A 23,868-nucleotide genomic window follows, 5' to 3' on the forward strand; every position below is an offset into this window, starting at 1 on the left:
GGTGTGCGCAGGGGCGTGCCTATCGGCGAGCCGGAACGACACTGGACGCCGCATGCGTGGCAGTTGCAGTGCAGGCGGCGAAACCGGCTTCCCGGACGAAGATCATTCTTTCATCCGTTACCTGGCGTGGCGATTCGGCCGAATGGCCGGTGTCGATGGCGCGTGCCGAGGGCACGCGCCATGAGCGGGACGTGAAGCAAGTGCGCGAACAGTCCGACGGCGGGCGCATCGCGCGGTGCGTCCGCCGGAAAATCCTCGTGCGTTACCGTTGCATCGTCATGCCGTCGCGGCAACGCGTGCCGACGCAAACTCCGCCAGCGTGCGCAACGCGTCCCGCGCCGAGCGCAGGTAAAACGACTGCAGATGAAACACATGCCAGCGCGCCGCATGAATCTCCAGCCGGCACGGCACGCCGCAGGCCTGCGCGTGACTGGCCAGCCGCTGCGCGTCCGACAGCAGCACTTCCTGGTCGCCGGCCTGGACGAGCATCGGCGGCAGGCCGCGCAGGTCGGTATCGAGCGCGCCGCGGGCCGCCGCCGATCCGGCGCCGTGATACCAGCGCAGCCCTTGCTCGAGCCAGCCGCGGCGGATCATCGGATCGTCGTGGCGGCGCGAAGCCAGCGTCGCGCCGCCGAGCGCGGGATCGGTCACGGGCGAGATCAGCAGCAACGCGGCGGCGGCCGGCTCGCCGCGCTCGCGCAGCGCGATGGCCAGTGCCAGTGCCAGCGCGCCGCCGGCCGAATCGCCCGCGAGCGCGATCCGGTGCGGCGCGTAACCCTGCGCGCGCATCGCGTCATAGACGGCCAGCGCGTCGTCGAGCGCGGCCGGGCCCGGATGCTCGGGGGCCAGCCGGTAATCGGGCACCCACACCGGCAGGCCGGCGTCGTTCGCGAGCCGCGTCGTCACGCCGCGATGCGTATGCGGGCCGCCGAGGCAGAATGCGCCGCCATGCAGATAGAGGATCGCGCCGCCCGTGTCGCCGCGTTTCGGCGCGACCACTTCGACCGGCACGCGGTGCGCGAGCGTACGGTAGCGCAGCGTGCCGCCCGTGCCGGGCATCAGCGGCGACAGCAGCGCGACGACGCGGCGTTGCATGCGTGCGCCGAACGGCGGCCCGATCAGCGGCCGGAACGCCACGCGCAGGAAACCGCGCAGCGAGGCGGCCGTGAGCGCCTCCAGCGGGCCGGCGGGCGGCGCGACCACGACGTCGCGCGTCGGGGCAGCCGATTCGGGCGCCGGATGCGTGAAGCGGTAGGCGGACATCCCGGTGAAGCGGGTGATCCACCGGTAGGTCAGCGTGAAGCCCGGCCAGTTCGTGCTGTTGTGTCCCGATGCGTCGACATACCAGCTCTTGCAACTGTTCCACACCGATCCTTCGAGCCGCTGCTGCACATGCGCGTTGAAGCGCCGGTAGCGGCGCGCGTCGACGTCGATCTCGCGCGCGCCGTCGCGCCGCATCGCGTGCAGGCAGCGCATCACGTGCGCGATCTGGCTTTCGAGCATGTAGACGATCGAGTTGTGGCCGAGATTGGTGTTCGGGCCGTACAGCATGAAGAAGTTCGGAAAACCGGGCACGGTCAGCCCGAGATACGCCTGCGCGCCGCGCCGCCATGCGTCGTTCAGGTCGAGCCCGTCGCGGCCCGTGATGCGCATCGGCGACAGGAACTCGGTCGCCGCGAACCCCGTGCCGTAGACGATGGCATCGACCGGATGATGCACGCCGTCGACAGTCTCGATGCCGCGCTCCGTCACGCGCCGGATCCGCTGCGTGACGAGTTCGACGTTGTCGCGGCTCATCGCGGCCAGGTAGTCGCTCGACAGCAGGATGCGCTTGCAGCCGATCGGGTAGTCGGGCGTGAGCCGTGCGCGCAACGCGGCGTCCGGCACGTCGCGCGCGAGCAGCTTGCGGAAGGGCCGGCCGACCGCGACCTTCATCAACCCGTGCAGGCGCGTGAACGCGATTGCGCGCGATTCGTAGCGCAGGTAGATCGATGCGCGATGCAGCTTCATCGCCCACGGAAGCGTGCGGAACAGCGCCTTTTCCCACGGACGGTACGCACGGTCGGGGCGCGGCATCACGTAGGCCGGCGAACGCTGGAACACGGTCAGGCGCTGCACGTCGCCGGCGATCGCGGGGACGAACTGGATCGCCGACGCACCGGTGCCGATCACCGCCACGCGCTTGCCGGCGAGCGCGTAGTCGTGATCCCAGTGCGCGGAGTGGAATGCGCGGCCGCGGAACGTGTCGATGCCGGGCAGGTCGGGCATCGCGGGGCGGCTCAGCTGCCCGGTGCCGCTGACGAGCACGGCGGCGCTCAGCGTCGTGCCGTCGGCGAGCGTGACGCGCCACAGCGCGGCGGCTTCGTCGTAACGCGCATGCGCGACGTCGGCGCCGAAGCGCAGGTAGCGCGCGAGGCCGTACTTGCGCGCGCAATGCTGCAGGTACGCATGGATTTCTGGCTGCGGTGCGAACACGCGCGACCAGGCCGGATTGGGCTCGAACGAAAACGAGTACAGGTGCGAGGGCACGTCGCACGCGGCGCCGGGGTAGCTGTTGTCGCGCCACACGCCGCCGACGTCGTGCGAGCGCTCGACGATCGAGAAATCGTGGATGCCGGCACGTTGCAGCGCAATGGCCATGCCGATGCCGGCGAAGCCGGCGCCGATGATGATCGCCGCGAGCGGTGCGGCGGATTCGGTCAGGTGGGCAGCGTCACGCGACGACATGGCGGGTCTCCTCCGGCTGGACGGCTTCGTGCGCGGCGCGCGAAGCGGGAACGGTATCCGTAGCTATCCTGACGGTTTCGCGCTGCGGCCGCGCGGACGTGCGGCATACGCCGCGGATCAGGTCGACGGCCTTCTCGGCGATCATGATCGTCGGTGCGTTGGTGTTGCCGCCGACGAGCGTCGGCATGACCGATGCATCGACGATGCGCAGCCCCTGCAGGCCGCGCACGCGTAGCTGCGGATCGACGACGGCGAGCGCGTCGTGCCCCATCCGGCACGTGCCGACCGGGTGGTACACGGTGTCGGTGCGCCGCCGCAGCACGTCGCGGATTTCATCGTCGGTGTCGACGTTCGCGGTGAACAGGTCGCGCGTGGTCCAGCCGGCGAGCGCCGGCGCTTCCATCAGCCGTCGCGTGAGCCGGAAGCCCGCGACCATGTCGTCGAGGTCGCGCGGATCGTCGAAGAACGCGGGGTCGATGCGCGGCGCCGCGAGCGGATCGGCGCTGTCGAGCGTGACCGAGCCGCGGCTGCGCGGCCGCAGCAGGCACACGTGGCACGACAGCCCGTGGCCGGCGTGCAGCTTGCGCGCGTGATCGTCGACGAGCGCGACGACGAAGTGCAGCTGGATGTCCGGTGCGTCGAGGTCCGCGCGGGTCTTCAGGAAACCGCCGCCTTCCGCGAAATTCGACGTCAGCATGCCGCGCCGTTCGCGGCGAAAGCGCGCGAGCTCGCGCAGCATGCGCAGGCCGCCGCGCGCGGATACGCCCATCGTATCGACGCTGCGCGTGCGGTAGCCGAAGATGAAATCCGGATGATCCTGCAGGTTGCGGCCGACCCCGGGCAGGTCGGCGTGCACCGCGATGCCCCGTTGCCGGAGTTCGCCGCCCGGGCCGACGCCCGACAGCATCAGCAGTTGCGGCGTTTGCAGCGCGCCGGCCGCGAGCACGACTTCACGCCGTGCGCGCAGTGTGCGGACCTCGCCGTGCTGCCGGACTTCGACGCCGGTCGCGCGCGTACCGTCGAACAGGATGCGCAGCACCTGCGCATGCGTCTCGACCGTCAGGTTGTCGCGGCGGCCGATGTGCGGCAACAGGTACGCGCGCGCCGCGCTCCACCGTTCGCCGTGCTTCTGCGTGACCTGGTAGATGCCGATGCCTTCCTGCTGCGCGCCGTTGAAATCGTCGGTGAGCGGCAGGCCGGCCTGTTGCGCGGCTTCCAGGTAGCGCGCATGGAACGGGTTGCCGGTGCGCAGGTCGCTCACCCACAGCGGGCCGTCGCGGCCGTGCCACGCATCGTCGAAGCGCTCGTTGTGCTCGCTCAGGCGGAAGTACGGCAGCACGTCGTCGTAGGCCCAGCCTTCGTTGCCGAGCGCGGCCCAGCCGTCGTAGTCGACGCGATGGCCGCGGACATAGACCATCGCGTTGATGGCCGACGAACCGCCCAGCGCCTTGCCGCGCGGCTGGTAGCCGATGCGCCCGCCGAGGCCGCGCTGCGGCACCGTGTCGAAGGCCCAGTTGTTCACGCGGGTCGGCATCATCGCGACCGCGCCGGTCGGCACGTTGACGAGCGTGCCGTCGCCGCGGCCACCGGCCTCGAGCACGCAGACGGTCACGGCCGGGTCCTCGGTCAGCCGCCCGGCGACGACGCAGCCGCCCGACCCGCCGCCGACGACGATGTAGTCGAAAGTCCTGCTCATGGGTTCATCCTCCGATGGTCGATGGATCAGGCGGGGCGCGGCAGCGCGCACGGGCGGCCGGCGCGCGGCCGGGCAGGGGCAGGGGTTCGTGCAGGCACGGTGCGCCGGCGTGCGAAGCGGGCAGCGGGATCGGTCGGGCGACTGCGTCGCATGGTGTCTCCTCCGGAGGGCATTGGCGTCGTTCGGGCGACGACTGGGATGACGCCGATGGTGCTGGCCGCATGGGAAAACACCAATGCTGCTTCGGGACAATTGTTTTAGTATTTGGGCCAAATCGGCGCTTCGAGGGTTTCTCCGCATGAGCTTCTGGGATTTCACCCGGAGTCCGGCCAGCGCCCGGCTGCTGGTCGATTTCGGCGACGAACGCGGCGTGCCGCACGCGACGCTGCTGGCCGGCACGGGGCTCGCCAACGCGCAGCTCGACGATCCGAAGGTCGAGGTGACGGCCGCGCAGGAACTGCGGCTGACCGGCAACCTGCTGCGCGCGCTCGGGCGCGCGCCGGGCCTCGGGTTCGAGGTCGGCCTGCGCTACCACTTCTCCGCGTACGGCGTGTGGGGCTACGGGCTGATCGCGAGCGCGACCGCGCGCGACGCACTCGCGCTGGCGATGCGCTTCCTGCCGCTCACCTACGCATTCACCGTGATCACGTATCGTGAAGAGGACAGCACGTGCGTGCTCAGTTTCGGCGCGCCGGAACTCGATGGCGCGCTGAGCCGGTTCCTCGTCGAGCGCGACATGTCGGCGGCGGCCGTATTGCTGCGGGAAATCGGCGGCGACGCATTCGAGCTGTCGCGCTTCACGGTGCAGGCAACGCGCGCGCCGTCCGCGCCGGTGCCGCGCATCGCCGGCGTCGAGCCGGTTTTTTCGGCGCGCGCGAACAGTCTCGCGTTCGATCGCGCGTTGCTCGACCGGCCGCTGCCGCACGCGAATCCGCTGACGGTGTCGATGTGCGAGCAGATGTGCGGCCAGCTGCTCGAAGCGCGGCGGGCGCGGGTGGGCACGTCGGAGATGGTGCGCCAGTACCTGGGCGCGACGCCCGGCCCCGCGCCGTTCTCGCTCGAGGACATGGCGCGGCTGCTGAACACGAGCCCGCGTACGCTCAAGCGCCGGCTGCAGGAGGAGGGCACGACGTTCCGGGCGCTGCTCGCGCAGGCGCGCGGCGCGATGGCCGAGACGCTGCTCGGCGACGCACGCCTGTCGCTCGCGGAAGTGGCCGAGCGGCTCGGCTTCAGCGACCTGTCGAGTTTCTCGCAGGCGTTCAAGCGCTGGTACGGCGTGCCGCCGGGCGCGTATCGCAGCGCGGCGCAACGGGACGGCGGCCGTTCCTGAATTACGCCACGATCGCCGGCTGTCCGGCCGGCATTCCAATCAAGAGAGAACCCGCATGATCACGATTCGCCCGATGACCGACGACGATTTCCCGCGCTTCTGGCCGACCTATCGCGCCATCGTCGCTGCTCAGGAAACCTATGCATTCGATCCCGATGCGACACCCGAAGCGGCGCGCGCGTCATGGCTCGATGCGCCGCTCTGCACGTGGATCGCCGAGGAGGACGGCGCGGTACTGGGCTCGTACTACCTGAAGGCGAACGCGGCCGGCCCCGGCAATCACGTGTGCAATTGCGGCTACATGGTGAGCGAGGCCGCGCGCGGCCGTGGCGTCGCGCGCCTGATGTGCGAGCACTCGCAGCAGGTTGCGCGCGAGCGCGGTTTCCGCGCGATGCAGTTCAACTCGGTCGTCTCGACGAACGAGGTGGCGGTCGCGCTGTGGCAGAAGCTGGGATTTGAAATCGTCGGGCGCCTGCCGCGTGCGTATCGTCACGCGCGGCTCGGGTTCGTCGATTGCCTCGTGATGTTCAAGTGGCTCGGCGACACACCCGCCGCCGGAGCCTGAGCACGCAACGGCCGAATCAGACGGCGAACGCGCCGTCGAACACGATCCGGTCGTCGAGCGCGAGCGTGCCGCGCGCGAAGATCAGGTCGAGATGGTGGCTGCCGTTTTCGCCGCCGCCGAGCCCGAGGTGCAGGCCTGGATGACGTTCCTCGAACCCCGCATTGCGGCCATACAGCCCGCGAATGCCGAGGTTCGTGCCGATGCCGAATTCCTCGATCCGCCGGTGATTCGGATGCCGGTCGAGATAGGCCGAGAAATCGCGCCGGAAGCCCGTGTCGTCGGTATCGAAACCGACGATCGTGCTGTTCTCGACCTGCAGCGTCGCGAGCCGCTCGGCCACCTTGTACTTGATCGCGAACGGCACGGTGCCGAGAAACGTGCCGCTGAAGACGATCGTGCCGTTGAGATCGGTCACGTGCGTCGCGATCTCGCCGGGCACGACGTCGAGGTTGCCCATTCCGTCCACGCTCGTCCATTTCTGGTCCGGCGCGAGCGAGCCCGCCAGCGTGTTCCCGGCTTCGTCGATGAAACGGATCTGCGATGCGCGCGCGGCCGCGTCGATCAGCCGGCCGTTGCGTGCCGCGATGTCGTCGAGCGATTCGGCGAACGCCTCGTCGAGATGCGGGCCGTAATCCTTGAACAGCACCGACTTGCTCCAGTGCTCGACGATCGCCGGGCGGATCGCGGCGAGGAACGGCGGCCCACTTGGCGACGGTGTCGGCAGGCACGACGAGTCGTACAGCAGCACGAACAGGTCGGCTTCATCGAGTGCGGCGGTGATATCGGCGGGCGGGGTGCTTTCGAGGCAGAGGGTCGTGGCGTCGAGTGAATCGGGCAGGGCGGCAAATGCGCGCAACGCGATGTCGCGGTTGCGGGTGTCGTGACCGACCAGCAGTTTTCCCGATTCGCCGCGCGCCAGTTTGTCGCGCAGCGCGGGGTGGAAGCCGAGTGCGCGGTGCAGGTTCAGCATGCGTGTCTCCGGAAGCGGCGGAAGGGCCGCGGCCCTTCCGCGAGAACGGGTGGCCCGCTCAGACCGGCCAGAGCGCGGTGCCGAACGGCACCACGGCGTCCTCGACCATCATGTCGATGGCCTCGGGGTGCGTGTCTTCCTGCATCCAGTCAAGCAATTCGATCTGCTGGGTGTCCTGCATGTCAATTCTCCTGTGGTGAACATGAGTGTTTCAACATGAAAGCGCGGCTAAAAAGTTGCCACTCCTCATCAGGTATTTCGTGAATGCCAGATGAGTGGCGTTGATATTAGTCTGACGAATTTGCGAATGCAATGCGTTGCAAGGATTTTAGCGTCGGCGTGCTAAACAACGCGGGATGACGACACACGTGCGGTAAAAGGCGGGTAAAGAGATCGACGGATTCAATGTCATTTTTTCAATGAAATGAATCGGAATCGATGTATCGTATTCGGCGAATTGTTATCGGAATTTAGATAGCCTCGATCATGGCGACCGACGTCGTGCGCGGCAGCGCTGCATACGAATGCATCGCCGGTCGGCACGGGCGTGTCGGCGGCCCGATGCCGTGTCAGCCGAGCAGCGCCTTGCCGAGCGGTTTGGCCGGCTCGGAGCGGAGCACCAGCGACGTCGTGACCGCGCCGAACCGGGCAATCGCGTCGATGATGGTTTCCAGTTGTCCCGGTGTCGGCACGAGTACCTTCAGCAAGAAGCAATCCTCGCCGGTCATCCGGTGAACCTCGATGACGTGCGGCATCTCGGCGAATGCGCGCAGCGCGGGCTTGATGTGTTCGTGCGTCGTCTTCAGCCGGATGATGGCCATCATCCCCAACCCCAGCGCCGCCGGATCGATTCGCGCGCCGTAGCCGGCGATGATGCCGCGTTCTTCCAGCCGCTTGACGCGCTCCGACGTCGCCGGCTGCGACAGCCCGATGCGCCGGCCCACCTCGGACAGCGGCATCCGCGCGTTTTCCTGTAGTGCCTCGAGGATCGAAAGATCCAGGCGATCGAGCTCTCCATTCGACATGTCCGTTTTCCCGCTCCGTTAATTCATCGGCATATTGTCTCAATAACCGATGACTTGCCATTCCCGGCCGGTTTCCGGCGGACGAGACTGAGCGCTCGCCTGTTCATGGAGACGGAGATGGAGATGGACCAAACGATCGTGATCGTGCCGGGGATCGGCAACTCGGGACCGGATCATTGGCAGAGCCACTGGGAGGCCGCGATTCCGGGCGCCATCCGCATGGCGCCCGCGTCATGGGATGCCCCCGACCTGCGCGACTGGATGGCGGCGCTGGATGAAGCCGTCGCGCAAGCCGCGGCGCCGCCGGTGTTGATCTGCCATTCGCTGGGGTGCCTGCTGTTCGCGCACTGGCGCGCGGCGTCGGCGCGTGTCGTGCGCGGCGCATGGCTCGTTGCGGTGCCCGATCCGGGCGGCCCGCGTTTTCCGGCCGCGGCGCGTGCGTTCGCGAACGTGCCGGGCGGTGATTTCGGCGGTTTGCCGGTGCTGGCGATCGCCAGTTCGGACGACGGGTACGACCCGTCCGGGCGCGGTATCGCATGGGCGAGCGCACGTGGCGCGACGCCGCTGCGGCTCGGCCCGCGCGGCCACCTGAACGCGGAAGCGGGATTGGCGCAGTGGCCGGAGGGGCGTGCGTTGCTGACGGCCTTCATGGCCGGATTGCCGCGCTAGCGCCGGCAAGCGGCTGCCGTCCTTCCACGCGTGCTTGCCCGTGACGGCTCAAGTATGATCGGTCGACAGAATCGGAAGCCTCGACGGACAGTCGGGACCGGCGCGTGCGAAACGCCGGTTCCGTCGCGTCGACTCCCCGGCTTCGAACGACAAAGGAGACACGCGATGCGCGCAGCGCCGCAACCGGAGCCTGCCGGCCCGTCGCAGCCGGACACCGGCGCGACCCGCCATACCCCCGAACGTGACCCCGATCGCATGGCCGCGTGGCGGCTCGCGATCGGCCTGTCGCTCGGCAGCGCGATCGCGCTCGGCCTCGCGCGCTTTTCGTATGCGCTGCTGCTGCCGCCGATGAAGGCCGATCTCGGCTGGACCTTCGCGCAAGCGGGCGCGCTGAACACGGCGAACGCGGCCGGCTACCTGATCGGTGCGCTCGCGTTTCCGTTGCTGTCGCGACGCTGGCGCGCGGGCACGCTGCTCGCGGCCGGGTGCGTGCTGACCGCGTTGCTGATGGCCGCGTGCGGGCTCACGTCCGGCATGCACGCGCTGCTCGTGCAGCGGCTCGCGACCGGCGTCGGCAGTGCGCTGATCTTCATCAGCGGCGGCGTGCTGGCCGCGCGGCTCGCGTCGGCGTCGCCGCGCGATGCGGGCCTGCTGCTCGGCCTCTACTACGGCGGCACCGGATGGGGCATCGTCGCTTCGTCGCTGCTCGTGCCGGCGACGCTCGCGCAGGGCGTACATGGCTGGCAGCCCGCGTGGTTCGCGCTCGCGTTCGCATGCGTGCTGTTCTCGGCGGTAGCCGTGTCGGCCGCGCGCCGCATCGAGCGCGTGCACGCGGCACCCGCCGCGCCGCGCGACGGTGCGGTGCCGGCGGCGACCGCGAGCCCCGCGCGATTCGCCCTCGCGCTGGCCGGCTACGGCCTGTTCGGCGTCGGCTACATCGGCTACATGACGTTCATCGTCGCGCTGCTGCGCGGCGCGGGAATGAGCGGCACGGTGGTCGCCGCGTTCTACGTGATGCTCGGCGTCGCGACCGTCGTCTCGGCACGGCTGTGGTCGGGGCTGCTCGACCGGATGCGCGGCGGCCAGGCGCTGGCCGTGCTCAATGCGCTGCTCGGCATCGCGACGCTGATGCCGGCGATGTTCGTGCATCCGGTTGCCGCGTTCGCGTCGGGCGTGCTGTTCGGCGCGACGTTCCTGTCGGCCGTCGCGTCGACGACGGCCTTCGTGCGCCACAACCTGCCGCCCGACGGCTGGGCGAAAGGGATCAGCGCGTTCACGACGGTCTTCGCATTCGGGCAGATCGCCGGGCCGGTCGCGATCGGCTGGGTGTCGGACAGCGCGGGGCTCGCGCGCGGGCTCGTGTATTCGGCGCTGACGCTGTTCGCGGGTGCCGCGCTCGCGGCCGGGCAGCGCGCGTTGCGGGCCGCCGCGTAGTCACGCGCGATTCACCGCACGCACGCCGTGCGCGATACGCGATGAAACGCACGGCCGAAGTAGATCAGGCTGTCGCCGTCGTCGCGCACGCGGATCGATGTCGCCTCGATGAACATCACCGAATGCGAGCCGACTTCCTTCATGTCGGCGATCGTGCCCTGCAGGCTCGCGAGCGCGTCGCGCAGCACGGGCACGTCCTGCTCGCCGCGATCCCACACGGGCAGTTCGAAACGCCGGTCCATCGGCAGCTCGGTGAGCCCCGCGAAGTGCCGCGCGAGCTGTTCGTGTTCGGCCGGCAGCACGTTGATGCAGACGTGGCGATTGCGTTCGAACGTCGCATGCATCGCGCTCGACCGGTTGAGGCACACGAGCAGCGTCGGCGGCGTGTCGGTGACGGAGCACACGGCGCTCGCGGTGATCCCGCAGCGGCCGTGCGGCCCGGCGGTGGTGATCACGTTGACGGCCGCGCCGAGGTGGGCCATCGCTTGCCGGAAGGCCTTCTGCGCGTCGGTCGGCTCGACGCGTGCCGGTCGCTGGATATCGGTCGTGGAAGACATGGGCGCTCCTGGTTGGACGAGAGCGGCGATCGTGCGGCGCTGCGGGTGCAGCGCCTGATCGCCGACGATGACCCAAGCGTACGTCGCGAAAAGGCGGACGACCATTCGCACGATTGACGATGGAGATGGCGTTCTCGCCAACGCGTCTAAAGGTTCTACCTAGGTACGCGGCGCGACGCGCGAAAAAAACCGGGAATGTGCGTTCGTGCGGCCCGTGAAGGGGTTTTCAGCAGGTTTTCGGCTCGTTATGATGTGCCGCGCATCCCCAGCGAACGACGTGCGCGACGCGCCGGCAACCGGCCCCGTAGGCGGCGCGTGCGATACCCATACCGATATTCAGCGAGACCCCCGCGATGACGTCATCCGCACCGATCGTATACATCGTCGACGACGACAGCGGCATGCGGACGTCGCTCGCCTGGCTGCTCGAATCGGTCGGGATCGCGTCCGAGGGGTTCGCGAACGCCGCGGATTTTCTCGCGCGCTTCGACGTGAACCTGCCCGCGTGCCTGGTGCTCGACGTGCGGATGCCGGAGAAGAGCGGCTTCGACGTGCAGGCCGAACTGAACGCGCGGGGCGCGACGCTGCCGGTGATCTTCGTCAGCGGGCACGGCGATATTCCGATGTCCGTGCGCGCGCTGCAGAACGGCGCGATCGATTTCGTCGAGAAACCGTACAACTCGCAGCAGATGCTCGAGCGCGTGCAGCGCGCGCTGCGGCTCGCGCAGCAGCGGCACGCGGTGAGCCAGCGCCACCGCGAGCTGCGCCAGCGGCTCGATGCGCTGACCGCGCGCGAGAAGGAAGTGCTGCGCGGCGTGGTGGACGGCAAGGGCAGCAAGCAGATCGCGTCTGATCTGTCGATCAGCGTGAAGACCGTCGACGTGCATCGCGCGAGCATCAAGGAGAAGCTCGGCGCGACGTCGATCGCCGCGCTCGTGCGGGACGTGATGGTCGTGTGGGGCGACGACGGGGAGCCGTCGCGATAGGGGGGCGGGCACGCGGCGTTGGCCTGCTCGCACGAGTCTCACACGTGTCCCGCGCGGCACCGGTCGGCACCGGTCGGCAGCGCACAAGCGATGCAGCCCACCGCTCAGCGCATGTACAACCCGCCGTTGATGTCCCAGCACGCGCCGTTCGCGAAGTGCGCGTCGCCCGACGCGAGCAGCACGGCCGCATCCGCCACGAAACCGGCCGACCCGAGCTTGCCGCCCGGCAGGCTCGCGAGCACCTGGCGCAGTTTCTCCGGCGCGACGCTTTCATGCACGATCGGCAAATCGAGCGGGCCCGGCGAGATCGCGTTGACGGTCACGCCCCGCGCGGCGAGATCGCGTGCGAACACCTTGGTCAGCGTCAGCGTGCCGCCCTTCGCGGCCGCGTAGTGCGCGCCCGTTGCCGAGCCGCCGTTCTGGCCGGCGAGCGATGCGATGTTGACGATGCGGCCCGCACCACGTTCCGCGAAATACTGGCCGAACACCTGGCAGCCGAACAGCACGCTGCGCAGGTTCACGTCGATCACCTGGTCGAACTGCTCGGCCGTGATCTCCATCGCGGGCACGACCTTCGATGCGCCCGCGTTGTTCACGAGCACGTCGATCGTGCCCCAGCGCGCGACGAGCGCATCGCGCGCCGCTTCGAAATCGCGTTTCGACGTGACGTCGAGCGGCAGCGCGATCGCGCGTTCGCCGCCCGGGTCGAGTTCGCGCGCATGCGCATGAATGGCGTCGGCGGCGATGTCGGCCAGCGCGACGCGATAGCCGGCCGCATGGAAGCGGTCGGCGATGACGGCGCCGAGCCCGCGTGCGGCGCCGGTAACGAGGACGACTCGGTCTGACATGATGCGTGATTCCCTGGTTCGCGGGCGCGTGAACGGTGAAGCCGCGCCCGCATCGTGGTTCATGCGGCGAGGGCCGCTTCGAAGTGTGCCGCGATCGCGCAGACCCGCTCGTCCGCGCCCTTGCGCCCGACGATCTGCAGGCCCGCCTTCAGCGGCGAACCGGCCAGCGGCAGCGGCAGGCTGAGCGCCGGATGGCCGCTCAGGTTGAACGGCCGGATCAGCGACGACATCGCGATCACCGATACACCGTCGCGCGCCTGCTGCAGCGTGATCGGCAGCGCGGGCAGCGTCGGCAGCACGAGCACGTCCCCGAGTTCGAGCGCGGCGTCGACCTGCGCGGTGAAGCGTGCGCGTACGGCTTCGGCTTCCGCGAGGGCGGCGGGTGTCGTCGTCGCGGCGGTGCGCAGCCGCGCATCGAGATCGGCGCCGAGCTTGCCGGTGTCGACCAGATGGCCGAACGCGCGCGACGTTTCCGCGTTGATCACGGTGAGCCCCGCCGCGAAGGACGCCGGCATTTCGTCGAGCACGAGCGCGTGCGAACGCAGGCCCGACACGCGCACGGCCGCGTCGAGCGCGGCGGCGATCGCCGGATCGGCTTCGACGCTGATCTGCGCGATCGTGCAGCCCGCCACGGAGGCCGCCGCTTGCGCCCGATCGAAGCCCGGTGCGATCGCGGCCATCACCGCGGCCAGCGTGCGGATATCGCGTGCGAACGGCCCGACGCAATCGAGCGTGGTATCGGCCGGCGCGACGCCGCGCCGCGACACGCGGCCGAACGTCGGCTTCAGCCCGGCCACGCCGCAGCAGGCGGCCGGCCCGCGAATCGAGCCGCCGGTGTCGGTGCCGAGCGCCGCATCGACCGCGCCGAGCCCGACGAGCGAAGCGGAACCGCTCGACGAGCCGCCCGGGATGCGCGTCGCATCCTGCGGATTGACGGGCGTGCCCGTGTAGTCGTTGATGCCGGTCATGCCGAACGCGAGCTCGTGCATGTTCGCCTTGCCGGCGATCTGCCAGCCCGCGTCGAGCAGCAGGCGGACGACGTCCGCATGTTGCGCGGCCGGCGGAGCATCGGCGAGCGCGCGGCTCGCCGCGCGGGTCGGATGGCCCGCGATGTCGATCGTGTCCTTGATCGCGATCGTGGGGCCCGGGCCGCCGAGCGTGAAGGTGTCGATGAAGCCTGTCATGGTCGATATCGTGCGGAAGCGGTGGAAAGCATCAGGGCCGTGGCGCGGCGGCGAGCGGCCACGGGCCGTCGAGCACGCGTTCGGTGCGAAAGTGCCGGATCAGCCAGGTCGCCCCGTCGCCGGCCGGCATGAAATCGACGGTCAGCCGCGCGGCGATCAGCTCGGCCGTGCCGTTCGCGTAGCGCGACGCCTGCAGCATGATCCAGCGGCCGCGCGCGCTCGTGTTGCCGGCGCCGATCTCGATCGACTCCGACGTCAGGAAGTGCAGGTTCGCCGAGAAATGCGGATCGGGCGGCAGGTAGCGGCCCAGCATCGCGACGATCGCGGCCGTGCCTTCGAGGCGGCCGAACTTCTGCGCGTACTGCGGGCCGATGCCTTCCCACACGGCGTCGGGTGTGAACAGGCCGGCGAGCGACGGGCCGTCGCCGGCATCCTCGGGCACGTCGCACAGCGCCATGTAGCGCGTGATCGTCGCGCGCACCGCGCGCTCGGCGTCGAGCGCCGCCACGCGCTGCGCGAGTGCGTCGAGCGCCGCCACGCGCTGCGCGAGTGCGTCGATCAGGCCGGGGGACGAGCTGCGAGACAGGTCGGTCATCGCGCGCCTCACGACGCGGGTTTCGCGGCCGGCGGCACGGTCAGCGCGCGGCCGACCCGCGCTTCGATCTTGCCGTAGCGCCACAGGTTGTATTCGCCGACCGGCGTCGTGCGATACAGGTTGCACACGGCGACCGTCGTGTCGAAATCGGCGACGTCGGCCATGATGTAGAAGGTCCACGGCGCGCCGTCGGCCTGGCCGACCACGAGGCGGTCGTCGTCCATTACGCCGAGCACGCGCACGCCGGGCATCGCCTCGACGGCGGCGAGCATCGCGCCGTACGCCTGCCACACTTCGCCGATCTTCTCGCGCGGCAGGTCGAAGAAGTTCTGCGACACGCCGCAGCAGAACAGGACACGCAGCGGCAGCGGATTCGAATCGGACATCTCGGGTTCTCCAGGGGAAACGGTTGGGCGCATGCGCCGGCCGGTAGCGGTGCTTCCGCATCGGCGCCATGCGCGTTCGGGAAACAGCGCCGCCCGGGCGCGGGTTGCGCGGGTTACAGGTAGCCGGGAAACGGCGTGACGCCGGTAAATACCGCGCCCGCGCCGTCGAAGTTGCCCTCCGCGAGAAACGCGTGCTGCGTGACGACCATCGCGTCGCGCAGCAGCCGCTGAAGCGGATGCGTGCGATAGATCGCCGCCGTGCCGCCGAGGCGGTACGCGCGTTCGACGACGCTCGCGCCTTCGCGTGCGATATGCGTGGCCGCGAGCCGCAGCAGGCTGACCTGGTCGGGCGTCACGGGATTGCCCGCGAGGATCGATTGCCACACCGTGTCGGTTGCGTCGTAGAAGAACGCGCGTGCCGAGCGCAGCTGCGCTTCGGCCTTCGCGAGCTCGATGCGGAAATACGCGCGATCGGCGAGGCGCGGCGCGCCGGTCGTCGTCTGCCGGCCGCCCGACATGCGGTTCGCGACGTCGAGCGCCGCGCGCGCGAGGCCGAGATTGACGACGGCCAGCACCTGCGCCGCATACGCGACGGTCGGGTAGCGGTACAGCGGCTCGTCGACGGTCGGCTCGCCGCCGCGCACGAAGGTCCACGCTTCGGCCACGAAGCGGTCGTCGACGCGCAGGTCGTGGCTGCCGGTGCCCTGCATGCCGACCACGCTCCAGTTCTCGACGATCTCGACATCGGCCGCGCGGAACACGGCCGTGCGCGGCTTGTTCGGCGCGGCGTCCTGCGCGCCGGGCACGGCGATGCCGACGCCGAGCCAGTCGGCACCCTTGCAGCCGCTCGCGAATTTCCACGTGCCGTTCACGCGCCAGCCGCCCGGCGCGGCCTGCGCCGGCTGCACCGGGAACAGGCCGCCCGCGAACACCTGGTCGGGGCCGCTCGCGTACAGCTCGGCCTGGGTCTCGAGCGGCAGCGCGGCGAGATAGACGTTCGCGGAGCCGAAGCTCGCCACCCACGCGGCCGAACCGTCGGCGGTCGCGATCCGTTCGATCATGTCGAGGAAGGCGGTCGGCGCGAGCGCATCGCCGCCGAAGCGGCGCGGCGTGCCCGCGCGATAGATGCCGGCCTGCCTGAACAGCGCGATCACGTCGCGCGGCACGTGCGACAGGCGATCGAATTCGTCGCGGCGCGCGGCGACGGTTTCGATCACGGCGTCGAGCGGCGACAACCGCGCGGCCGCGGTGCCTGCCACGGGCTGGGAGGACGGCGCGGGTTCGATGGCGAGGGCGGCTTGCGGCATGGTTGTCTCCTGGACGGATAGGGGTTCGGATGCGGGGCGGCATGCGTGCTGTCTCGGGTGGCAACACGACGATGCAACCAGTCTAGAAACGCCGAAAACACGCAGCAATTGGTGCGTTGGGCCGCGCGACTGGTGAGGTTCCGTGCCGGCCTAAAGAAATCTTCAGATGCGATCGGCGCGCGCCGGTGCTATGTTGGCTTTCCGGCCGCGCGACGCCGCGCGCCTTCATCCGAAGCCGATCATGAGTTTCCCTGACGAAGACGATTTCCACCGGCTGCTCGACGCGCTGACCACCTGTGTGCTGCTGCACGACGCGCAGACGAAGGCGATCGTGTGGGCGAACCGCGCCGCGTGCATCGCGCTCGGTTTTTCCGTCGAGGAACTGCTGCCGCTGAAGGCGCCGGACATGACGCGTCCCGAGCCGAAATACCGGCGCGAGATCGCCGTGAGCGCGTGGGATCGCGCGCTCGTCGACGGGCCGCAGGTGTACGAATGGTGCTACCGGTCGCGCACGGGCGTCGACATGCTGTCCGAGGCGACCGCCACCTACGTGCCGCTGCGCGGGCGCGACGTCGTGATGGTGCAGTTCCGCGACATCAGCGCCGAAGAGGCGGTGCGCCAGCAGTTGCGCCGCTACGAGGCGCGGCTGCGCGAATTCATGCAGGATCTCGACGAAGGTATCGCGGTCGTCACGCCGCGCGGCGGCGTGCAGTTCATCAGCGAGTCGGGCCGCCGCGTGCTCGGGCTCGCGCCCGACGAAGCGCTCGGCGAGGTGCTCGACTACTGCTCCGAGGCCGATCGCGACCGGCTCGTCGCGCAATTGCACGATGCGCCGTCCGCGTGCCCGTCCGCGCCGCAGCGCTACCGGATCGTGCGGCGCGACGGCTCGCCGTGCTGGCTGCGCATCCTGTGCCGGCAGGTCGAGATCGAGGGCGATCTCGACGGGCTGCTCGTGCAGTTCCGCGACGTGAGCGACGAGGTCGCGATCGAGGACGCGCGCCGCGCCGAAGCGCGCATGCTCGAACACGCGGGCCGCTACAACGCGATGGGCGAGATGGCGAGCGTGATCGCGCACGAGCTGAGCCAGCCGCTCGCGGCCGTGCGCAATTTCATCGAAGGGGCGGTGCAGCGGCTGAACGGGCGCGGCGCGATCGACGACGCGATCTGGGGGCTGCGCAGTGCGGACCGCCAGGCCGAGCATGCGGCGCTGATCATCAAGAGCGTGCGCGAATTCATCGTGAAGCGCGAGCCGGTCGTCGCGCTCGCCGACCTGCGCGACATCCTCGCGGACGTCGCGTATTTCATCGAGCTGCGTGCGAAGGATGCCGGCGTGACGGTCGCGATCGTGCAGGCCGACGTGCCGCTGCCGATCCGTTGCGAGCGCGTGCTGATCGGGCAGGTGATCCTGAATCTCGCGTTCAATGCGATCGAGGCGTTCGCCGGTTGCGAACGCGTGCCGCGCATGCTGACGCTCGGCACCGCGAACGTGGCCGGGCACGCCGAGCTGCGCGCGATCGACAACGGCCCGGGCATCGCGGCCGGCGCGCACGGCCGGCTGTTCGACGGCTTCTCGTCGTCGAAGGCCGGCGGCAACGGGATCGGGCTGTCGCTGTGCAAGAGCATCGTGACGCGCCACGGCGGCCTGATCGGCGCGAGCGCGGCCGAGGGCGGCGGGCTCGACTGCCGCGTGACGCTGCCGCTTGCCGACGGGTGAGCGCAACCGCGTCGGTGTGTCGCGGCGAGGCGGCGACGCGCGATGCATGGTCAGCGCCCCAGCGCCCGCGCGGTCTGGCCGCCGATGCCGAAGTCCGTGTTCGGAATGTCCTTGATGATCACGCGCGTCGCCTGCAGCGGCGCGTCGAGCACGTTCGCGCCCACGTCGGACAGCGCGGCGATCAGCGCGCGTTTCTGTTCGTCGGTGCGGCCGGCGATCAGGATCGCGACGATTACCGGCAGCGACGGCGGCGCGCCGTCCGCGGCGCTGCGCCCGCCGAGGCCGATATGTGTCGCGGGCAGTTCGGTGAGCAGTACGCGCACGGATTCGATGGGTGCGCCGATCGCGTCGACGGTCGCGATGCTGAGCCGTGCGATCAGTTCGGCCTTGCGCGCGTCGTCGTGGCCGGCCGGCAGGAAAACTTCGAGTGTGGGCATGGTCGTCCGGAAAGGTGAAGGTGACTGGCTCACCGTTGCGCGGGCGACGGCGAACCGGTGGCCGTTCAAAGGTGAAGGTGACCGGCTCACCTTTGTGTGGGCGACGGCGAGCCGGCAGCCGCTCACAGGTGAAGGTGACCGGCTCACCATTGCGTTGGCGACGGCGAACCGGCCACGGCTCACAGCAGGAAGCCGATCGCGCTGAGCGCTTCGGTCGAGTCGATCAGGCGCACGACCTTTTCGGCAATCCGCATTTCGCCTTCGGCATCGACGTGCAGCTTGTGCGTGACGTCGGCCGCGAACAGCGTCGCGACGCCGCGCTTGTACGCGACGACGACCTGCGCCGATTTCAGCTCGACGGTGCCGGCGCTGCCGCTTTCCAGCGTGAAGCGCGACACGGTGCGCACCGTGCGCGCGGCGTCGGCGGCCGACGCCGAATAGCCGGACACCATCCGCTGCACGCGCTTCTCGCGCATGTCCTGGTCGTCGAATACGTAGTTCAGCGTCGCCGCGAAATCGGTCGTGTCGGGATCGATCGGCACCACGTAATGGCCGGCCGGATCCCACAGGTCGAGCCATGCGCGATAGTCGCGGCGGTCGAGCATCTCGGCTTCGCGCCACACGAATTGGACCGCGCGGGCGAAGGTCTGCTCGGAAAAGAGGGCGTTGCGGTCGTCCATCATTGCTGCTCCATCATCTTGCGCCATTGCTGGTAGGCCTCGCGCATGCCGGTTTCGTCGGTCGCATGGGCGGTCTTTTCGCCGTTCGCGGCGGTCGTCTCGCGGTTCAGCCCGCGATTCACGAGGATCGGCACGTCGGGGCCCGCGTGCGCGCCGCGCTGCACGCGCTCCCACGCTTCCGCGTCGTCGGGGCTCCCGAAGCCGAACGGGCCCTGGAAGTGCTCGTGAATGCGCAGCCGTTCGCGGTTCGCTTCGTCGGGGCCGCCGTCCATCGCGAGCGCGACGTGGCGGATCTCGGTTTCGTTCGCCGCGATCGGCCGCAGCACGCGGAAGAACGCCATCGACAGCGCGAGGTTCGGGAACAGGTTCAGGTTGAAGCCGACCCCCATCAGCGAGCGCACGATGCGGCGCACATCGTCCGGCGAGTGGCGTTCGGCGAGCTTCGCCGCGAGCGGCGCGAAGCGCTCGGGCAGCGGCGCGCCGTCGTCTTCGTCGAGATCGATCAGCTCGGGCATCAGCACCGCGAGGCTGTGGCCGTTGCCGAGCCCGCGGCAGAACGCGTCCTCGCTCGTCATGAAGCTCGTGATCGCGGCGGCCGTCTCGTCGTCGATCGACTTCATCCACGATTTGTGCACGACCGGGAAGTGATAGAGGTCGGTCGTGTTCTCGAGCTGGATCTTCCAGTTGCCCTTGAACTTGAACTTGTGCTCGCCGTTCGCCTTGATCGGGTAGCCGGCGCCCTGTTTCATGAACAGGTCGATCCACGGCTTTGCGCCGCCGAGGAAATCCTCGAGCGGCTCGATCGTGTCGTTGAAGCTCGCGAAGACCAGCCCCTGGTACACGCCGACGCGCAGCTTCACGAGCGGCAGGTCGCCTTTCTCGCACACGCCTTCGTAGCCGTCGCCGTAGGGCAGCGCGCGCAGCGTGCCGTCGAGCGCGTACGACCAGCTGTGATACGGGCACGTGAAGCCCTTTGCGTTGCCCTTGTGCGATTCGCAGACGGTCGCGCCGCGATGACGGCAGCGGTTCTGCAGCACGTTGATCTCGCCGGTCTTGTCGCGCACGACGATCACCGGCTGGCGGCCGATCGTCGTCGTGATGAAGTCGCCCGGGTTCGGCAGCTCGCTCTCGTGTGCGACCCAGATCCAGGTGCGGTAGAAGATGCGCTCGAGCTCGGCTTCGAACAACGCGGGATCGTGATACATCGCCGGTGCGATGCGGTCGGGTTGCGCGAGGCCGTGCAACGCGCTGGTGTCGATCGTCTGGTAGGGAATGTCGCTCATCGTTGTCGTGGGGGAAGAGTCGCGAGGAAGCGCAAGGCCCGGTCGGACGGACCTCGTGCGGATAGCGGAACCAGTTTCGTCGTCGCGATTCCATCCGTCAAATTGATCTAAAAAATGCAGTCAAATAAGCAGGATGAATAATTACGCGGGTGACTCGCGATGCGTCGCGACCATGCATGCGATTCATGGGCGGCATTTTTGGCAGGAATTTGACCGGGTCCGGCTGCGCTCTTATCGTGGTCGGACGCAGTGAACAGATTCGATCGCGGACCTGCCGCCGGATGCCGGACCGGCAGGACAACTGACTCTATTCGGACTCCACATGAACTCATCGGCGCCCCTGTCTGCGGTTGCGTTGCCCGCTTCCCGCAGCACGCATTCGGTTCGACGCGCGGTCACCACCGCCGTGCTCGGTCAGGCACTCGAATGGTACGACTTCTTCCTGTACGGGACGGCCGCCGCGCTGCTGTTCGGCAAGCTGTTCTTTCCGGTCGGCAGCGATCCGCTGACCGGCACGATCGCGGCGTTCGGCGGCTTCACGGTCGGCTTCGTCGCGCGCCCGATCGGCGGCCTGCTGTGCGGGCACATCGGCGATCGTTACGGCCGCAAGACCGTGATGATGCTGACGATGTTGACGATGGGTGCGGCGACGGTCGGGATGGGGTTGTTGCCGACCTATCGAGACATCGGCATCGCTGCACCGGTCGCGCTCGTCTTGCTGCGCGTGCTGCAGGGGCTCGCCGCCGGCGGAGAATGGAGCGGCAGCATCCTGCTGATCCACGAGAACGCGCCGGCCGGGCGGCGCGGCGCGCTGGCCGCGTGGAGCCCGTGCGGGGCGGCGTTCGGCTTCGTGTTGTCGACCGCCGCGTTCCTGCTCGTGCAGCAGCTGCCGGCCGCCGACGTCGAGCGCTGGGGTTGGCGCATCCCGTTCCTCGCGAGCATCGTGCTGGTCGGGTTCGGCCTTTGGATGCGCCGCTCGATCGGCGAAAGCGCGGAATTCGCCGAAGCGCGTTCGACGCAGAAGGCCAGCGCGACGCCGCTCGTCGACGTATTGCGCGAATGCCCGCGCGAGGTGCTGACGGTGTTCGGGCTGAGATTCGGCGAAGGCGCGGTGTCGTATCTGTTCTTCGCATTCTCGCTCGCATACGGGAAGTTCATCGGCCTCGATGCTTCGTGGCTGCTGAGCGGGCTCGTGATCTCGATGCTGCTGATGATTCCGGTGACGCTGTTCGCGGGCCGCCTGACCGATCGGGTCGGCCGCAAGCCCGTCTACCTGCTCGGCGCCGTCGCCGTCGTGCTGATCGCGTATCCGTACTTCACGCTGCTGCAGTCGGGCCGCTTCTCGCACGTGATCGTCGCGCTGATCCTGGCGAACAGCGTCGCGATCGGCATCCTCGAAGGCGCGCAGCCGGCGTTCATCAGCGAACTGCTGCCCGTGCATCTGCGCTTCTCGGGGCTCGGCATCGGCCGCGAAATGGCGTCGGTGCTCGGCGGCGGGCTGTCGCCGGTGATCGCGACCGCGCTGCTTGCGCATTACCGCAGCGCGACGCCGATCGTCATCTATCTCGTGATCCTCGGTGCGATCACGGTCGTCGCGACCTGCATCGCGCCGGAAACCCACCCGAAGGCGATGCGCGATGCAGCCCGCTCGCGCTGACCGTCGCCAAGCCTTTCGTCCAGACCCTTCGCCCAGACCCTTCGCCCTTTCAGGAAGTCACCATGCAAGCCAATTCCGCCATTCGTGCCGTCGTGCCCGACGCGCCCGCGTCACCGCAACCGGCCGACCGCTCGCCGCTGCCTCTCGAGGCGGTGATCGCCGAAGTCGAACGCAGGCGCGACGAGTTCGACCGGCTGTCGCACGTGCCGCGCGACGTGATCGCGATGATGAAGCGCGCGGGCATCTTCCGCGCCGGCACGCCGGGCCGCTTTGGCGGCGACGCGCTGCCGCCGCACGTGTTCCTCGCGATGCTCGAACGGATCGCGGTCGCCGACGGGTCGGCCGCGTGGGTCGCGGCATTCGGGTCGGCCAATACCTATCTCGCCGCGCTGCCGCTCGACACGCAACGCACGATCTATGCGGACGGTCCCGACCAGGTGTTCGCCGGTGGTCTGTACCCGCTGCAGCCGGCGCAGCGTGCGCCGGGCGGCTACCGCGTGACGGGGCGCTGGCGCTTCGCGAGCGGCTGCAAGGGCGCGGACTGGATCGGCGTCGGCATCGGCGGTGCGCCAGCCGACGGCGGGGCGCCGGGCAAGCCGTTCACGGCCGTGTTTCGCGCCGACGACGTCGAGATCGTCGAGAACTGGCGTGTGGTCGGCATGCAGGGCACCGGCAGTCACGATCTCGCGCTGAACGACCAGTTCGTCGACGAAGCCTGGACCTTCGTGCGCGGCGGCGAGCCGACCGTCGACGAGCCGCTGTACCGCTATCCGGCGGTCGCTTACCAGGCGCAGGTGCATGCGGCGGTCAACGTCGGCATCGCGCGCGCCGCGCTCGACCTGCTCACCGCCATGTCGGGCGCGACGAAGACGACGACCGGTGCGCCGCGTCTCGCCGATCGTCCGTACTACCGCGAGGGCCTCGCGAAGGCCGAGGCCGACTGGCGCAGCGCGCGCGCGTTTTTCTACGAGACGGCGGAGGCCGCGTGGGCGTCGCTGGCCGCCGGCCGGCCGGTGTCGCCGCAACAGGCCAACCTGCTGCGGCTGAGCGCGACGCACGCGGCGCAGGTGTGCGCGAAAGTCGTGATGCAGGCGTACCAGCTGGCGGGCACGGCCGCGATCTATCGCGAGAACCGGCTGCAGCAACTGGTGCGCGATTCGATCGTGGTCACGCAGCACGCGTTTCTCGGCGAGGCGACCTATGACGGCTCCGGTGCCGTGTTTGCCGGCATCGCACCCGTGACACCGTATCCGTGACCGGCGATCGCGCCGATTCTTCGCAGCAGGAGCTTGAGATGAACGATGCAACGATCCACGACGACATGCGCCAGGACTTTCGCGAGGCGATGTCGCGTCTGCCGGCCGGCGTCAACGTCATTACCACCGACGGCGTGCACGGCCGCTGGGGCATCACCGCGAGCGCGGTGTGCTCGGTGACCGACACGCCGCCGACGATGCTGGTGTGCGTCAACCGCGGCAGCCGTGCGCACGACATCATGCACGGCAACGGGCGCGTCGCGATCAACCTGTTGCCATCCGCGTGCCAGGAGGTCGCGAGGGCGTTCGCCGGCATGGCGCCGGGCGACACGCGTTTCGACGATGCGCGCTGGCGGGACGGGAAAACCGGCGTCCCGGTGCTGGCCGACGCGAACGTCAGCCTCGAAGGGCGCATCATCGACAGCAAAACGGTCGGCTCGCATTCGGTGATGTTCGTCGAGGTCGACCATATCGCGCTGCATGCGGCGGCCGACGGGCTGATCTACTTCGGCCGCGCGTTCCACCGGCTCGCGCATCCGCTGGCCGCGCAGGCGGGGTGACG

23 protein-coding genes are annotated in these 23,868 nt (G+C 69.3%); 9 read left to right on the top strand and 14 right to left on the bottom strand.

Going from position 1 to position 23,868, the window contains the following annotated elements; genetic code table 11:
- Positions 1-276: 276 nt before the first annotated feature.
- Both AB3K92_RS10970 and AB3K92_RS10975 read right to left on the bottom strand, forming a co-directional pair.
- Positions 277-2,727, bottom strand: coding sequence for an alpha/beta hydrolase fold domain-containing protein (locus tag AB3K92_RS10970; protein ID WP_226286183.1), 2,451 nt, complete (start codon positions 2,725-2,727; stop codon positions 277-279).
- A complete protein-coding gene (locus AB3K92_RS10975) occupies positions 2,714-4,423 on the bottom strand; it encodes a GMC family oxidoreductase (RefSeq protein WP_111997417.1) in 1,710 nt (569 codons plus the stop codon). Before AB3K92_RS10975 ends, AB3K92_RS10970 begins: the two co-directional genes overlap by 14 nt.
- Positions 4,424-4,721: 298 nt before the next feature.
- Here AB3K92_RS10975 and AB3K92_RS10980 point away from each other — a divergent pair, with 298 nt between their 5' ends.
- Together AB3K92_RS10980 and AB3K92_RS10985 are read left to right on the top strand one after the other, a co-directional pair.
- A complete protein-coding gene (locus AB3K92_RS10980; protein ID WP_369465035.1) occupies positions 4,722-5,753 on the top strand; it encodes an AraC family transcriptional regulator in 1,032 nt (343 codons plus the stop codon).
- 55 nt (positions 5,754-5,808) lie between these two features.
- Positions 5,809-6,318: an N-acetyltransferase family protein gene (locus tag AB3K92_RS10985; protein ID WP_369465036.1), complete on the top strand. Its 510-nt coding sequence runs from the start codon at positions 5,809-5,811 to the stop codon at positions 6,316-6,318.
- 16 nt (positions 6,319-6,334) lie between these two features.
- Here AB3K92_RS10985 and AB3K92_RS10990 read toward each other — a convergent pair whose 3' ends face one another.
- From AB3K92_RS10990 to AB3K92_RS11000, 3 genes are all read right to left on the bottom strand, one after another.
- Positions 6,335-7,288 (bottom strand): leucyl aminopeptidase (aminopeptidase T), encoded by a 954-nt coding sequence (locus AB3K92_RS10990; protein WP_048020334.1) that lies wholly within the window; start codon positions 7,286-7,288, stop codon positions 6,335-6,337.
- Between the two features lie 58 nt (positions 7,289-7,346).
- The gene (locus AB3K92_RS10995) at positions 7,347-7,469 is read right to left on the bottom strand and encodes a hypothetical protein (RefSeq protein WP_021158412.1); all 123 of its coding nucleotides are present in this window, start codon (positions 7,467-7,469) and stop codon (positions 7,347-7,349) included.
- Positions 7,470-7,857: 388 nt separating this feature from the next.
- A complete protein-coding gene (locus AB3K92_RS11000; protein ID WP_011356102.1) occupies positions 7,858-8,313 on the bottom strand; it encodes an Lrp/AsnC family transcriptional regulator in 456 nt (151 codons plus the stop codon).
- Positions 8,314-8,436: 123 nt separating this feature from the next.
- On the opposite strand from AB3K92_RS11000, the gene AB3K92_RS11005 reads away from it, so the two are divergent.
- On the top strand, positions 8,437-8,982 hold the full coding sequence (locus AB3K92_RS11005) for an alpha/beta hydrolase (protein ID WP_042974041.1): 546 nt from the start codon (positions 8,437-8,439) through the stop codon (positions 8,980-8,982).
- A 165-nt stretch (positions 8,983-9,147) separates the two neighbouring features.
- Positions 9,148-10,416 carry a YbfB/YjiJ family MFS transporter gene (locus AB3K92_RS11010; protein ID WP_124588740.1) on the top strand — a complete coding sequence of 423 codons (1,269 nt, stop codon included), beginning with the start codon at positions 9,148-9,150 and terminating at the stop codon, positions 10,414-10,416.
- Positions 10,417-10,427: 11 nt separating this feature from the next.
- Here the strand turns inward: AB3K92_RS11010 and hpaC are convergent, their stop codons facing one another.
- Positions 10,428-10,973: a 4-hydroxyphenylacetate 3-monooxygenase, reductase component gene (hpaC, locus tag AB3K92_RS11015; RefSeq protein ID WP_048020438.1), complete on the bottom strand. Its 546-nt coding sequence runs from the start codon at positions 10,971-10,973 to the stop codon at positions 10,428-10,430.
- 353 nt (positions 10,974-11,326) lie between these two features.
- Between hpaC and AB3K92_RS11020 the strand changes: the two genes are divergently transcribed.
- A complete protein-coding gene (locus AB3K92_RS11020; protein WP_369465038.1) occupies positions 11,327-11,959 on the top strand; it encodes a response regulator transcription factor in 633 nt (210 codons plus the stop codon).
- Positions 11,960-12,063: 104 nt separating this feature from the next.
- Here the strand turns inward: AB3K92_RS11020 and AB3K92_RS11025 are convergent, their stop codons facing one another.
- The 5 genes from AB3K92_RS11025 to AB3K92_RS11045 form a co-directional block, all read right to left on the bottom strand.
- Positions 12,064-12,807: an SDR family NAD(P)-dependent oxidoreductase gene (locus AB3K92_RS11025; protein WP_021161076.1), complete on the bottom strand. Its 744-nt coding sequence runs from the start codon at positions 12,805-12,807 to the stop codon at positions 12,064-12,066.
- 59 nt (positions 12,808-12,866) lie between these two features.
- Entirely contained in the window at positions 12,867-13,991 is a 1,125-nt protein-coding gene (locus tag AB3K92_RS11030; protein ID WP_369465039.1) for an amidase, read from the bottom strand.
- A 31-nt stretch (positions 13,992-14,022) separates the two neighbouring features.
- Positions 14,023-14,586, bottom strand: coding sequence for a nuclear transport factor 2 family protein (locus AB3K92_RS11035; RefSeq protein ID WP_369465040.1), 564 nt, complete (start codon positions 14,584-14,586; stop codon positions 14,023-14,025).
- Between the two features lie 8 nt (positions 14,587-14,594).
- Positions 14,595-14,972: a hypothetical protein gene (locus tag AB3K92_RS11040; RefSeq protein ID WP_021161073.1), complete on the bottom strand. Its 378-nt coding sequence runs from the start codon at positions 14,970-14,972 to the stop codon at positions 14,595-14,597.
- Between the two features lie 113 nt (positions 14,973-15,085).
- Positions 15,086-16,279: an acyl-CoA dehydrogenase family protein gene (locus tag AB3K92_RS11045; RefSeq protein WP_059589487.1), complete on the bottom strand. Its 1,194-nt coding sequence runs from the start codon at positions 16,277-16,279 to the stop codon at positions 15,086-15,088.
- 166 nt (positions 16,280-16,445) lie between these two features.
- Between AB3K92_RS11045 and AB3K92_RS11050 the strand changes: the two genes are divergently transcribed.
- Positions 16,446-17,993, top strand: coding sequence for an ATP-binding protein (locus tag AB3K92_RS11050; RefSeq protein WP_369465042.1), 1,548 nt, complete (start codon positions 16,446-16,448; stop codon positions 17,991-17,993).
- Positions 17,994-18,043: 50 nt separating this feature from the next.
- Here the strand turns inward: AB3K92_RS11050 and AB3K92_RS11055 are convergent, their stop codons facing one another.
- From AB3K92_RS11055 to AB3K92_RS11065, 3 genes are all read right to left on the bottom strand, one after another.
- Positions 18,044-18,430 carry a 2-hydroxymuconate tautomerase family protein gene (locus AB3K92_RS11055; protein WP_021161069.1) on the bottom strand — a complete coding sequence of 129 codons (387 nt, stop codon included), beginning with the start codon at positions 18,428-18,430 and terminating at the stop codon, positions 18,044-18,046.
- A 179-nt stretch (positions 18,431-18,609) separates the two neighbouring features.
- Entirely contained in the window at positions 18,610-19,113 is a 504-nt protein-coding gene (locus AB3K92_RS11060) for an aromatic-ring-hydroxylating dioxygenase subunit beta (RefSeq protein WP_021161068.1), read from the bottom strand.
- A complete protein-coding gene (locus AB3K92_RS11065; protein ID WP_369465043.1) occupies positions 19,110-20,393 on the bottom strand; it encodes a Rieske 2Fe-2S domain-containing protein in 1,284 nt (427 codons plus the stop codon). The genes AB3K92_RS11060 and AB3K92_RS11065 overlap by 4 nt, the downstream gene beginning before the upstream one ends.
- Positions 20,394-20,715: 322 nt before the next feature.
- Here AB3K92_RS11065 and AB3K92_RS11070 point away from each other — a divergent pair, with 322 nt between their 5' ends.
- From AB3K92_RS11070 to AB3K92_RS11080, 3 genes are all read left to right on the top strand, one after another.
- Positions 20,716-22,050: an MFS transporter gene (locus AB3K92_RS11070; RefSeq protein WP_060222100.1), complete on the top strand. Its 1,335-nt coding sequence runs from the start codon at positions 20,716-20,718 to the stop codon at positions 22,048-22,050.
- Between the two features lie 62 nt (positions 22,051-22,112).
- A complete protein-coding gene (locus tag AB3K92_RS11075) occupies positions 22,113-23,306 on the top strand; it encodes an acyl-CoA dehydrogenase family protein (RefSeq protein WP_059484712.1) in 1,194 nt (397 codons plus the stop codon).
- 38 nt (positions 23,307-23,344) lie between these two features.
- On the top strand, positions 23,345-23,866 hold the full coding sequence (locus AB3K92_RS11080) for a flavin reductase (protein WP_059589592.1): 522 nt from the start codon (positions 23,345-23,347) through the stop codon (positions 23,864-23,866).
- Positions 23,867-23,868 lie beyond the last annotated feature (2 nt).

It is taken from the genome of Burkholderia sp. Bmkn7, from assembly GCF_041103175.1.
In the GTDB taxonomy this organism is placed as follows: domain Bacteria; phylum Pseudomonadota; class Gammaproteobacteria; order Burkholderiales; family Burkholderiaceae; genus Burkholderia; species Burkholderia cepacia.